Source organism: Streptomyces sp. MAI_2237 (assembly GCF_054189285.1).
This window is the reverse complement of record NZ_JAJPGQ010000003.1, coordinates 126,644-139,148: the sequence shown is the minus strand read 5'-3', so window position 1 is coordinate 139,148 and position 12,505 is coordinate 126,644. Positions and strand designations below refer to the sequence as shown.

9 protein-coding genes and 1 pseudogene are annotated in these 12,505 nt (G+C 69.8%); 7 read left to right on the top strand and 3 right to left on the bottom strand.

The genetic code is table 11. From position 1 onward, the window contains the following. Positions 1-66 precede the first annotated feature (66 nt). From LN251_RS10865 to LN251_RS10850, 4 genes and pseudogenes are all read left to right on the top strand, one after another. A complete protein-coding gene (locus LN251_RS10865; RefSeq protein ID WP_458244247.1) occupies positions 67-1,869 on the top strand; it encodes an ABC-F family ATP-binding cassette domain-containing protein in 1,803 nt (600 codons plus the stop codon). A gap of 190 nt (positions 1,870-2,059) precedes the next feature. Beyond that, positions 2,060-3,787 (top strand): outer membrane protein assembly factor BamB family protein, encoded by a 1,728-nt coding sequence (locus LN251_RS10860; protein ID WP_458244246.1) that lies wholly within the window; start codon positions 2,060-2,062, stop codon positions 3,785-3,787. Positions 3,788-3,846: 59 nt separating this feature from the next. After that, positions 3,847-5,654, top strand: a pseudogene (locus LN251_RS10855) (outer membrane protein assembly factor BamB family protein). A 208-nt stretch (positions 5,655-5,862) separates the two neighbouring features. Next, positions 5,863-6,573 (top strand): helix-turn-helix transcriptional regulator, encoded by a 711-nt coding sequence (locus tag LN251_RS10850; protein ID WP_362986444.1) that lies wholly within the window; start codon positions 5,863-5,865, stop codon positions 6,571-6,573. Between the two features lie 19 nt (positions 6,574-6,592). Here LN251_RS10850 and LN251_RS10845 read toward each other — a convergent pair whose 3' ends face one another. Together LN251_RS10845 and LN251_RS10840 are read right to left on the bottom strand one after the other, a co-directional pair. Next, positions 6,593-6,949 (bottom strand): hypothetical protein, encoded by a 357-nt coding sequence (locus LN251_RS10845; RefSeq protein ID WP_458244245.1) that lies wholly within the window; start codon positions 6,947-6,949, stop codon positions 6,593-6,595. A gap of 21 nt (positions 6,950-6,970) precedes the next feature. After that, complete coding sequence (locus tag LN251_RS10840) at positions 6,971-8,662, bottom strand: sodium:solute symporter family protein (RefSeq protein ID WP_458244244.1); 1,692 nt, start codon at positions 8,660-8,662, stop codon at positions 6,971-6,973. 190 nt (positions 8,663-8,852) lie between these two features. Between LN251_RS10840 and galT the strand changes: the two genes are divergently transcribed. The 3 genes from galT to galK are packed head-to-tail and all read left to right on the top strand — an operon-like array spanning position 8,853 to position 12,033. Continuing rightward, positions 8,853-9,911 (top strand): galactose-1-phosphate uridylyltransferase, encoded by a 1,059-nt coding sequence (gene galT, locus LN251_RS10835; RefSeq protein WP_458244243.1) that lies wholly within the window; start codon positions 8,853-8,855, stop codon positions 9,909-9,911. Beyond that, a complete protein-coding gene (gene galE, locus LN251_RS10830) occupies positions 9,911-10,879 on the top strand; it encodes a UDP-glucose 4-epimerase GalE (RefSeq protein ID WP_458244242.1) in 969 nt (322 codons plus the stop codon). The genes galT and galE overlap by 1 nt, the downstream gene beginning before the upstream one ends. Then, the gene (gene galK, locus LN251_RS10825; protein ID WP_458244241.1) at positions 10,879-12,033 is read left to right on the top strand and encodes a galactokinase; all 1,155 of its coding nucleotides are present in this window, start codon (positions 10,879-10,881) and stop codon (positions 12,031-12,033) included. Before galE ends, galK begins: the two co-directional genes overlap by 1 nt. On the opposite strand, the gene LN251_RS10820 is transcribed toward galK, so the two are convergent. Next, complete coding sequence (locus tag LN251_RS10820) at positions 12,026-12,481, bottom strand: GNAT family N-acetyltransferase (protein WP_458246697.1); 456 nt, start codon at positions 12,479-12,481, stop codon at positions 12,026-12,028. The genes galK and LN251_RS10820 overlap by 8 nt on opposite strands. Between the last annotated feature and the right edge of the window lie 24 nt (positions 12,482-12,505).

Genomic DNA, 12,505 nt, shown 5'->3' with positions numbered 1-12,505 from the left:
GGGATCGGTCGGCCACCGGCGCGCATTACGCTGGGAGGCTGATCGATCCCCCCGGGCAGGAGAGAAATGGCCGTGAATCTGGTCAATGTCGAGAACGTCAGCAAGGTGTACGGCACTCGTGCCCTCCTCGACGGCGTGTCCCTCGGCGTCTCCGAAGGCGACCGGATCGGGGTCGTGGGGCGCAACGGCGACGGCAAGACCACGCTCATCCGCATGCTGGCCAAGCTGGAGGAGGCCGACACCGGGCGCGTCACCCACTCCGGAGGGCTGCGCCTGGGGGTGCTCACCCAGCACGACTCCCTGGACCCGAACGCCACCGTGCGGCACGAGGTCATCCGGGACATGGCCGACCACGAGTGGGCGGGCAACGCCAAGATCCGCGACGTGCTCACCGGGTTGTTCGGCGGACTGGATCTGCCCGGTTTCCCCCAGGGCCTCGACACCGTCATTGCGCCCCTCTCCGGCGGCGAGCGCCGCCGCATCGCCCTCGCCAAGCTGCTCATCGAGGAACAGGACCTGATCGTCCTCGACGAGCCGACCAACCACCTGGACGTCGAGGGCATCGCCTGGCTCGCCCGCCACCTGCGCGAGCGCCGCTCCGCGCTGGTCTGCGTCACGCACGACCGCTGGTTCCTGGACCAGGTGTGCACGCGCATGTGGGACGTGCAGAAGGGCGACGTCTACGAGTACGAGGGCGGCTACTCCGACTACGTCTTCGCGCGCGCCGAGCGCGAGCGCATCGCCGCCACCGAGGAGGCCAAGCGGCAGAACCTCGTCCGCAAGGAGCTGGCCTGGCTGCGCCGCGGAGCGCCCGCCCGCACCTCCAAGCCGCGCTTCCGCGTCGAGGCGGCCAACGAGCTGATCAGGGACGTGCCGCCGCCCCGGGACAGCTCCGAGCTGATGAAGTTCGCCTCCTCGCGGCTCGGCAAGACGGTCTTCGACCTGGAGGACGTGACCGTCCAGGCCGGCCCCAAGCTGCTGCTCAAGCACGTCACCTGGCAGCTCGGCCCCGGCGACCGCATCGGCCTGGTCGGCGTGAACGGCGCCGGCAAGACCTCCCTGCTGCGGGCGATGGCACAGGCGGCCCGCAGCGAGGGCGAGACCCAGCCCGCCGGCGGCCGGATCGCCGTCGGCAAGACGGTCAAACTCGCCTATCTCTCCCAGGAGGTGGCCGAACTGGACCCGAACCTGCGGGTCTTGGAAGCGGTCCAGGAGGTGCGTGAGCGCGTCGACCTCGGCAAGGGGCGCGAGATGACCGCCGGGCAGCTGTGCGAGACGTTCGGCTTCAACAAGGAGAAGCAGTGGACGCCGGTCGGCGACCTCTCCGGCGGTGAGCGCCGCCGGCTCCAGCTGCTGCGGCTGCTCATGGACGAACCCAACGTCCTCTTCCTCGACGAGCCCACCAACGACCTCGACATCGAGACGCTGACCCAGCTGGAGGACCTCCTCGACGGCTGGCCCGGCTCGATGATCGTCATCTCCCACGACCGGTTCTTCGTCGAGCGCACCACCGACCGCGTCTTCGCGCTGCTGGGCGACGCCACGCTGCGGATGCTGCCGCGCGGCATCGACGAGTACCTGGAGCGGCGCCGGCGGATGGAGGAGGCGGTCGCCGCGGCCGCGCCCGTCGCGGTCAGGCCCGTCGCCGAGAAGAGCTCCGCCGACCAGCGCGCCGCCAAGAAGGAACTGCAGAAGGTCGAGCGGCAGTTGGACAAGATCTCCGAGCGGGAGACCAAGCTGCACGCCCAGATCGCCGAGAACGCCACGGACTTCGCGAAGGTGGCCGAACTGGACGCGGAGCTGCGGGACTTGGCCGGTCAGCGAGAGGAACTGGAGCTGCGCTGGCTCGAACTCGCCGAGGACGCGTGAAGCTCGCGTGAAGGCGTAACAGCGGCATCACGGGCCGGTCGTCCCTTGGGAACAGCGGACGAACCGGCCCGGTGCGTTGTCGGTGCCGAGTGATAGAAAGGGCCGTCTGGGAACTGTCTGCGTACGAATCCGGCTCATCAAGCGCCTCGGGCGTGGCTGGAAATCAGTGATCGAACGGGGGAAAGCGCTGATGACACAGCCACCGCAGGAAGGTTTCGGACCGCCGCAGGACCCGCCGCCCCAGGGCGGCTTCGGGGCCCCGCCGCCTCCGCAGTCCCCGCCGCCCCAGCAGCCCGGCTACGGCTACCCGCAGCCCCCTCAGCAGCCGGCGCAGCCATCCCAGCAGCCGGGCCCGTACGCCCAGCAGCCCGGTCCGTACGCGCAGCCCAACCCGTACGGCCAGCCCGGCCCCTACGGCCAGCCGCAGCAGCCCGGCCCGTACGGAGCGCAGCCCGGCTACGGCTATCCGCAGGCCCCGTACCCGGGCGGTCCCGGCATCCCGCCGACCGGCCCCCGCAAGGGCAGGACCGCGCTGATCGCCGTGGCGGTCGTCGCCGCGCTGGCCGTCATCGGCGGCGTCGCGTACGCGGTGACCCGCGACGACGGCAAGAAGCCGGTCGCCGGGAAGAGCGACGACCCCAAGCCCACCGCGACCGGCACCTCGGGCGGCGCCGGCGGGACGAAGGGCTCCGACCCCGAGGACCTCAACGCGGACCGCCAGGACGGCGAGGCGAAGGTCCTCTGGTACAAGTCGCCGCCGGACGCCCCCGGTTCGGGCGCCGACGCCCCCGGCATGTGGATCACCGGCAAGACGGTGGTGAAGGCGGCGTACAAGCAGGTCTTCGCCTACGGCGTGGCCGACGGCGCGACCGCCTGGGGCCCGCTGGCCTTCCCGGAGAAGATCTGCTCGGTCACCCCGCAGAAGTCCGTCGACGACAAGGTCGTGGTGGCGTACGAGAGCGGCACCGGCGAGCGCGCCAAGTGCAACAAGCTCCAGCAGCTCGACCTGAACACCGGCGCGAAGGGCTGGAGCGGCACGCTCGGCGACGGCGCCCTGTTCGACAACACCATCAACGTCTCGCTGTCCATCACCGGCAAGACGGTGATGGCGGGCCGCGCCCAGTCCGGGGTGGCCTTCGACATCGACAGCGGCAAGAAGCTGTTCGACAAGACGAAGTACGGCAGCGCCTGCTTCCCGACCGCGTTCGCGGGCGGCGCCCGGCTGATCTCCGTCGCCTCCTGCGACGCCTCCGAGGCGAACCAGCACGAGGAGATCCAGGAGCTCGACCCGAAGACCGGCAAGGCCAAGTGGACGCAGAAGTTCGACAAGGGCTGGACCGTCTCCCGGACTTACTCGGTCGACCCGCTCGTCGTCTACAGCACGAACCAGGACAAGAAGGCCTGGAACATCTCCACGTTCGACGCCAAGGGCCGCTTCCGTTCCCAGGTCGGTTTCGACGAGAACTTCGCCCCGCAGTGCGGCTGGCAGATCCTCGACCGCGACCTGCAGGGCTGTGAGGGCGTGGCGGCCGACGCGGACACGCTCTACCTGCCGACCAAGGCGACCACCGGGCCGAACGAGATCGTCGCGATCAACCTCGCCAACGGCAAGGAGAAGTGGCGGGTGAAGTCCCCGGCGGACGAGTCGATGCTGCCGATGAAGGTGGAGAGCGGCAAGCTCATCGCCTACGTCGAGCCGTCGTACGACGCCGGCGGCCAGGTCGTGTCGATCGCGACGGGCGGCTCGGACCACAAGCCGGCGAAGCTGCTGCGCAACCCGGCGGGCACGGCCGACCTGGAGAACGGCTTCTACTCCAAGGCCTACGACTGGGTGGACGGCCGCTTCTACCTCTCCTCGACCCGGCTGACCGGCAACGACGACTCGAAGGGGAAGCTGATTCTCGCCTTCGGCAACTGACGCCGTCCCACGGCCCCCACGTCCCCGTCGCCCTGCCGTCCGCCCCGAGGTAGCCCGCCATGAGCCAGCCCCCGCCCCCGCCGAACCAGCCCCCGAACCAGCCCCCGCAGCAGCCCGGCTTCGGCCCGCCCCAGGGCCAGCAGCCGCCCCAGCCGCCGCAGACACCTCCGCAGCAGCCGGGCTTCGGCGCCCCGCAGACCCCGCCGCAGCCGCAGCCGCCCTACGGCGCCCCGCAGCCACCCACGCAGCCGGGCTACGGCTACCCCAGGCCCCCCAGCCCCCGCAGCAGCCCGGTTACGGCTATCCGACGCAGCCGCAGCCGCCGTACGGCCAGCCGCCCAACCCCTACGGCCGGCAGCCCGGGTACGGCTACCCGCAACAGCCCGTGCCGCCGCACCCGCAGGCCGGCGGGCGGAAGAACAACACGCCGCTGATCGTCGTCGCGGCGGTCGCCGCGCTCGCGCTGGTCGTCGGCGGCATCTGGTACTTCGCGTCCGCCGGTGGCGACGGCAAGAAGGACCAGACCGCGAACTCCACCGGCGGCACCGGCGGCACCGGCGGCGACGGCGGTGGCGGTGACACCGGCAAGGGCGGCGTCGACGGCAAGGGCGAGGAGAAGGTGCCCGCCGACACCGCCTCCAAGCTGCTGTACAAGCTCCCCTCGCCCAAGGTCGACGACACCACCGTGGTGTCCGGCTCCTGGCTGACCGACAAGGCGTACGTCAAGAGCGGTGTCGCCGAGATCAGCGCGTACGACCTCGACAAGGGCACCAAGCAGTGGACGATCAAGCTGCCGGGCCCGGTCTGCACGGTCAGCCAGCACACCACCGACGACCACCGCACGGCCGTCCTCTTCCAGCCGAAGATGCCCGCGAAGAACAGGTCGGCCGGATGCAGCCAGGTCGCGGCGATCGACCTGGACGCCGGCAAGAAGCTGTGGACGAAGTCGGTCGGTGACGGCGCCGGCGGGACGATTACGTTCAGCAACGTCACCGTCAGCGCGAACACGGTCGCCGCGGGCGGCCTGCAGGGAGGCGCCGCCTTCGACGTCGCCGACGGCAAGCCGCTGTGGGCCCCGAAGGCCGACGACACCTGCTACGACGCCGGGTACGGCGGCGGCGAGAAGCTGGTCGCGGTCCTCAAGTGCGGCCAGTACGGCGAGCGCCTGCTGCACATCCAGACCATCGACCCGCGCACGGGGAAGGTGATCTCGGACTACAAGATGGCCAAGGGCATCGAGTACGCCTCCGTCGTGTCGACGAACCCGCTGGTCGTGGCGGCCGACGCGGGCGACAGCGCCGGTGACGGCAGCGAGATCTCGGACTTCTACTCCATCGACAACAAGACCGGCAAGCTCAACAACCGGATCTCGGCGCCGGGCAAGCAGTACGCCGCGCGCTGCGACGGCATCACGAAGATCGAGGGCTGCACCGGCCTCGCCGTCGGCAACGACCGGCTGTACGTCCCCACCGAGGAGCACAGCGGCACCAAGGACTACAGCCAGACCAACGAGATCGTCGCCTTCGACCTCGCCACCGGCAAGCAGACCGGCCAGCGTGCCGACGCCGGCGACGGCTACACGATCACGCCGCTGCGCATGGACAAGGGCAACGTGATCGCGTACAAGCGCCCGCCGTACGACAAGGGCGGCCAGATCGTCAGCATCGACGGCGGCTCCTTCAAGGAGACGACACTGCTGGAGAACCCGGCGGCGGGGGCGGCGCGGTCGGCGGAGTCCACGATGTCACCGGACTACTCCGAGATCCTCTACTCCCAGGGACACCTGTTCATGGCCTCGCAGTTCGCCGACAAGTCCTCGTCGGCGGGGGACAAGTACCTGGCTCTGGCGTTCGGTACGAGTAGCTGAATCACCCATGTATGAGAGAAAAACAAGATATTCCGTCGATCCGGGGTAGTTCTCACCGGTAGGGGGAGCGCAACGTCGAACAAGCGTGTAGCTTCCGGGGGCATGAGGAGCGGGGGAGCCGGAGGGGGGCTCCTGTCCGCGCGGACCGGTGGGCATCCATGGTGGGGCATGCCTGGGGATCCACTGGGGGGAGTGGGGGGTTTGCTCGATGGGAGTGCGGCTCATGGTGGTCGACGACCACCGACTGCTGGCCGAGGCGCTGGCCTCGGCGCTGAAGCTGCGGGGGCACCGGGTGCTGGCGGCGGCGGCGCCGGCCGCGGGCGCGGCGGAGCTGGTGATCACACGCGCGCCGGAGGTGTGCCTGCTGGGGACGGCGACACCGGCGGAGCCGGGCATGTTCGACCCGGTGGTGCGGATCAAGCGGGAGCGTCCGCAGGTGGCGGTGCTGGTGCTGGGTCCGGTGCCCAGTCCGCGCGGGATAGCCGCGGCCTTCGCCGCGGGCGCCTCGGGCTACGTACGCCATGACGAGCGCATCGAGGGCGTCGAGCGGGCGATCATGAAAGCGCGGGCGGGTGAGGCGGCGGTCGCTCCGCAGCTGCTCCAGGGGGCCTTCAGCGAGTTGCTCAACCCGGCCGCCCAGCCCGACGACGAGGGCCAGCGTCTGCTGCAGATGCTCACGCCCAGGGAGGTCGAGGTGCTGGTCCGGGTCGCCGACGGCGAGGACACCCGGCTGATCGCGGCCGGCATGGGCATCGCCCCGTCGACCGCGCGCACCCATGTGCAGCGCGTGCTGATGAAACTGGGCGTCGGCTCCCGTCTGGAGGCGGCGGCCCTGGCGGCCCGCACGGGCCTGCTGGACCGGGCGGGGCCGCTGTCGCATCCGGCGCCGGACGCGGGAGCGGGGCCGGAGGCCTCGTAGCCTCGCGGCCCCGCGGCCGTCATTCGGCGGGCCGGTCCGGCAGGTCCTCGGCCGTGACCTCGGGGACCGTCGGCGGGGTGGGCCGCAGCTTCAGCCAGACCAGGAAGAAGATGCCCAGCAGCAGCATCCCGATCCCGGTCCACAGGTTGATGTTGATGCCCTGGGCCTTGTCGATGGCGGCCTGGTCGTCGGTGATGCCGGCGATGGTGACCATCACGCCGTAGAGGACGAACAGGCCGCCGATGATGCGGCGCAGGTCGAAGATGCGGGCCGCGGTGGCCGACTTCTTCTGCAGTTCGGAGACCTCGCGCTGCACGTCCTGCTCGGAGTACGCGTGCGGCTCGGGGTGCTCGGAGGGGCTGGGAAACTCGGACATGGTCTCTCGATCCTCCCGCGATCAGAACGAGAACGGGATGTAGCAGGCGGCGGCGATGATGACCGCGCCCCAGCCCAGCAGGGCCGGCCTGCGGTACCAGGCGTCGTCGCCGGGGGCGGGGGGCTCGGTCATGCCGGGGGAGGTGGTGCCGTAGACCAGGCCCTGGAGCTCCTCGGCCGGCTTGGGCTTGGTGAACAGGGAGACGGCGACCATCACCACGGCGCCGGCGGCGAAGCCGACCATGGCGGAGACGAAGTTGGCTCCCTGGTCGGAGGGGATGTCGACGACGCCCTGCTTGTAGATCACGAAGTAGTTCACCATCGCGGAGACGGTGCCCGCGAGCAGGCCCCAGAAGCCGGACCTGGTGGAGGCGCGCTTCCAGAACATGCCGATGATGAAGACGACGAACATCGGCACGTTGAAGAAGGAGAACAGCGTCTGCAGGTAGCTCATGATGTTCGAGAAGGACGAGGCCAGGAAGGCCGTGCCGATCGACGCGCAGACCCCGATCACGGTGATCAGCCGGCCGAAGCGGACGTAGTACTCGTCCTCACGGCCCTTGACGACGTACCGGCCCCAGATGTCGTTGGTGAACACCGTGTTGAAGGACGACACGTTGGCCGCCATGCCGGCCATGAAGGCGGCGAGCAGGCCGGTGATCGCGATGCCGAGGACACCGTTGGGCAGCAGCTCGTGCATCAGGTACAGGACGGCGTCGTTGTACTGGTAGCCCGACTTGGCGGTGCCGAAGCCCGGGACCAGGGCCGCGGCGACGAGGCCGGGGATCATCACCAGGAAGACGATGAAGATCTTCGGGTACGCGGCGATCAGCGGGGTGCGCTGGGCGGCGGAGAGGTTCTTCGCGGACAGGGCGCGCTGCACCTCGGCGAAGTTCGTCGTCCAGTAGCCGAAGGAGAGCACGAAGCCGAGGCCCAGGACGATGGTCAGCCAGTTGGCGCCGAGCGGGTTGGAGCTGCCGATGCCGGTGCCGCCCCAGGCGGTGGTGAAGTTGGCGCCGTGCTGCGCGGTGAGCTTGTCGGTCAGGCCGCCCCAGCCGCCGACCTTCTTCAGGCTCAGGATGACGATCGGGATGAGCGCCGCGAGGATCACGAAGAACTGCAGCACCTCGTTGTAGATCGCGGACGACAGACCGCCGAGGGTGATGTAGGCGAGCACGAAGGCGCCGGCGACCACGATGGCGACCCACTGCGGCCAGCCCAGCAGCGCCTCGACGACGAGGGCGAGGGAGTAGAGGTTCACACCGGCGATCAGGATGGCCGCGACGGCGAACAGGATCGAACTCAGCAGATGTGCCCATTTGTCGAAGCGCAGCAGCAGCATCTCGGGAACCGAGCGGACCTTGCTGCCGTAGTAGAAGGGCATCATCACCAGGCCGAGGAAGACCATGGCCGGGATGGCGCCGATCCAGTACCAGTGCACGGTGTACGCGCCGTACTGCGCGCTGTTGGCCGCCATGCCGAGGATCTCGGTGGCGGCCAGGTTGGCGGAGATGAAGGCGAGGCCCGTGATCCAGGCGGGCAGGGAGCGTCCGGAGAGAAAGAAGTCGAGGCTGGTCTTCACCGATCTGCGGGCGGCGAAGCCGATGCCCAGAACGACGACGAAGTAGATGCCGAGGATCGTGTAGTCGAGCCAGGACGTGGGGAGTCGTAGCTCGGCGGCGAGGGGGACAGCCATGTTTGTGGGGGTTTGCATGAGAACTCGCTTCGTTGCGTGAACTGATCCAGACCGGAACCTATGCCTCCGTGTTCAGTGATTGAACACTTCGGTTGATGCTCTTTGTTGGATTGTGATGTTGACGACTCTGGGTGATCGTGTTCCAATGTGTTTGGTTATGTTTGATGGCTGTGCAGCTGAGTGAGTGGCTCGGAATAGGGAGTCCGCAGTGAAGAAGACCTCGACCCGACTGGCCGACGGTCGCGAGCTGATCTACTACGACCTGCGCGACGACGTCGTGCGGGACGCGGTGGACAAGCGACCCCTGGAGCGGACCCACACCACCTCCGAGATCCGCCGCGACCCGCTGCTCGGCGACAGCGTCGCCATCGCCTCGCACCGCCAGGGCCGCACCTACCACCCGCCGGCCGACGAGTGCCCCCTGTGCCCCTCCCAGGACGGACGGCTCAGCGAGATCCCCGACTCGTCGTACGACGTCGTGGTCTTCGAGAACCGTTTCCCCTCGCTCGCCGGGGACTCGGGCCGCTGCGAGGTCGTCTGCTTCACCTCCGACCACAACGCGTCCTTCGCCGACCTCACCGAGGAGCAGGCCGCCCTGGTGCTGGACGCTTGGACGGACCGCACGTCGGAGTTGTCGCATCTGGCCTCCGTGGAGCAGGTGTTCTGCTTCGAGAACAGGGGTGCCGAGATCGGCGTGACTCTGGGTCACCCGCACGGCCAGATCTACGCCTACCCCTTCACCACCCCGCGCACCGCACTGATGCTCCGCCAACTCGCCCAGCACAAGGAGGCGACCGGCGGGGAGAACCTCTTCGATCACGTTCTCGAGCGTGAACTCGCCGGCGAGCGGGTCGTCCTGGAGGGTGAACACTGGGTGGCGTTCGTGCCGTACGCGGCGCACTGGCCGTACGAGGTGCACCTGTATCCCAAGCGACGGGTGCCGGACCTGCTCGGCCTGGACGAGGCGGCGCGCACAGAGTTCCCCAAGGTCTACCTGGAACTGTTGAGGCGCTTCGACCGGATCTTCGGTGAGAACGAGCCGCCGACGCCCTACATCGCGGGCTGGCACCAGGCCCCGTTCGGCCAGCTCGCGGACTTCGAGGGCGTCAACCGCGACGACTTCGCGCTGCACCTCGAGCTTTTCACCATTCGCCGAACCTCCGGCAAGCTGAAGTTCCTCGCGGGTTCCGAGTCCGGCATGAACGTGTTCATCAACGACGTGCCGCCGGAGCGCGCGGCCGAGCGACTGCGAGAGGTAGCGAGTTGATGAGCGGCAAGTATCTGGTCACCGGTGGCGCGGGTTATGTCGGCAGCGTGGTCGCCCAGCACCTGCTGGAGGCGGGTCACGAGGTCACCGTCCTCGACAACCTGACCACCGGGTTCCGCGAGGGGGTCCCGGCGGGCGCCGCCTTCGTCGAGGGCGACATCCGCGACGCCGCCAAGTGGCTGGACTCCTCCTACGAGGCCGTCCTGCACTTCGCCGCCTTCTCGCAGGTCGGCGAGTCGGTCGTGAAGCCCGAGAAGTACTGGGACAACAACGTCGGCGGCACCATGGCGCTGCTCGGCGCGATGCGCGAGGCCGGCGTGCACAAGCTCGTCTTCTCCTCCACCGCGGCCACCTACGGCGAGCCGGAGCAGGTCCCGATCGTGGAGACCGCCCCGACGAAGCCGACCAACCCCTACGGTGCCACCAAGCTCGCCGTCGACCACATGATCACCGGTGAGGCGGCCGCCCACGGCCTGGGCGCGGTCTCCCTGCGCTACTTCAACGTGGCGGGCGCCTACGGCGCGTGCGGAGAGCGGCACGACCCCGAGTCGCACCTGATCCCCCTCGTCCTGCAGGTCGCCCAGGGCCGGCGCGAGGCCATCTCGGTGTACGGCGACGACTACCCGACGCCCGACGGCACCTGCGTGCGCGACTACATCCACGTCGCGGACCTCGCCGAGGCCCACCTGCTCGCGCTGAAGGCCGCCACCTCCGGCGAGCACCTGATCTGCAACCTCGGCAACGGCGAGGGCTTCTCGGTCCGCCAGGTCATCGAGACCGTCCGCCAGGTCACCGGCCACCCGATCCCCGAGGTCGTGGCCCCGCGCCGCGGCGGCGACCCGGCGGTCCTGGTGGCCTCCGCGCGAAGTGCCCGCGAGAAGCTGGGCTGGAACCCGTCCCGCGCGGATCTCGCGGGAATCGTCGCGGACGCGTGGGAGTTCGCGCAGAACATCTCCAGGGAGCAGTAGTGGGTGCACAGCAGGTCCGGGAAGGCTTCGCCGCGCTGTACGGGGCCGCACCGGAGGGTGTCTGGTCGGCGCCGGGCCGCGTCAACCTCATCGGTGAGCACACCGACTACAACGACGGCTTCGTGATGCCCTTCGCGCTGCCGCACACCGCGGTCGCGGCCCTCTCGCGCCGCACCGACGGCGTGCTGCGCCTGCACTCGGCGGACGTCGAGGGCGGCGTGGTGGAGCTGCGGCTGGACGACCTGGCCCCGGAGAGCGACCGGAACTGGACGGCGTACCCGGCGGGTGTCGTCTGGGCGCTGCGCGAGGCCGGTCACGCGGTGACCGGCGCCGACGTGCACCTGGCGTCGACGGTCCCCTCCGGCGCGGGCCTGTCCTCCTCGGCGGCGCTGGAGGTCGTGATCGCCCTGGCGCTCAACGACCTGTTCGCCCTGGGCCTGCAGCGCTGGCAGCTGGCCCGCCTGTGCCAGCGCGCCGAGAACGTCTACGTCGGCGCGCCCACCGGCATCATGGACCAGACGGCCTCGGCCTGCTGCGAGGAGGGGCACGCCCTGTTCCTCGACACCCGGGACCTGTCCCAGCGGCAGATCCCCTTCGACCTCGCGGCCGAGGGCATGCGCCTGCTGGTGGTGGACACCCAGGTCAAGCACGCCCACAGCGAGGGCGAGTACGGCAAGCGCCGTGCGGGCTGCGAGCGGGGAGCGGCGCTGCTCGGCGTCGACGCCCTGCGGGACGTCCCGTACGCCGAACTCGACGACGCGCTCGCGCGGTTGGGCGACGACGAGGAGGCGGTCCGCCTGGTGCGGCACGTCGTCACCGAGGACGAGCGGGTGGAGAAGGTCGTCGCCCTGCTCGAGTCGGGCGACACGCGCGCCATCGGCCCGGTGCTGGTCGCCGGTCACGCGTCCCTGCGCGACGACTTCCGCATCTCCTGCCCGGAGCTGGACCTCGCGGTCGACACGGCGCTCGCGGCCGGCGCCCTGGGCGCGCGGATGACGGGCGGCGGCTTCGGCGGCTCGGCGATCGTCCTGGCGGAGGCCGCAGACGTCGAGACCATCACCAAGGCGGTCGAAGAGGCCTTCGCGACGGCGGAGTTCACCGCCCCGCGGGTCTTCGAGGCGGTCCCGGCGGCCGGCGCCCGCAGGCTCAGCTGAGCCGCTTGGTCAGGGTGTACTCGGTGATCCCCGGCGGATAGTCGGGGATCACGCACACCACGTCGTACCCCTGCTTCCGGTAGAAGTCCGGCGCCTGGAAGTCCCAGGTCTCCAGGCGTGCGGAAGCACAGCCCCGCTCCCGCTTCGCGATGCGCTCCGCCGTCGCGAGCAGTTGCGAACCCAGCCCCGCTCCGCGGTGGCGCGCGTCGACCCACAGATAGGTCACGTGCAGCCAGGTCGTCCAGGTGTGGCCGACCAGTCCGCCCGCGAGCGCGCCGGTGTCGTCCAACGCCCATACGTGGAGCGGAAGTTCCCGTTCACCTGGGGTTCCGCGCAGGGCGCGCAGCACGGGGGAGGACGCCGTGTTGGTCTCGCGCAGGCGGGTTCGGAGAAGATCGCGCCGGGTCCTGTCGACTTCTGTCTCAAGACGAAACATGCGGCTCACGATAAACGCGTCGGACCGCCAGTTCTG

Excerpts from the sequence above, each read along its gene's own strand:
- LN251_RS10865 (WP_458244247.1), top strand. The coding sequence starts at position 67 with ATGGCCGTGAATCTGGTCAATGTCGAGAACGTCAGCAAGGTGTACGGC.
- LN251_RS10860 (WP_458244246.1), top strand. The coding sequence starts at position 2,060 with ATGACACAGCCACCGCAGGAAGGTTTCGGACCGCCGCAGGACCCGCCG.
- LN251_RS10850 (WP_362986444.1), top strand. The coding sequence starts at position 5,863 with ATGGGAGTGCGGCTCATGGTGGTCGACGACCACCGACTGCTGGCCGAG.
- LN251_RS10845 (WP_458244245.1), bottom strand. The coding sequence starts at position 6,949 with ATGTCCGAGTTTCCCAGCCCCTCCGAGCACCCCGAGCCGCACGCGTAC.
- LN251_RS10840 (WP_458244244.1), bottom strand. The coding sequence starts at position 8,662 with ATGCAAACCCCCACAAACATGGCTGTCCCCCTCGCCGCCGAGCTACGA.
- galE (WP_458244242.1), top strand. The coding sequence starts at position 9,911 with ATGAGCGGCAAGTATCTGGTCACCGGTGGCGCGGGTTATGTCGGCAGC.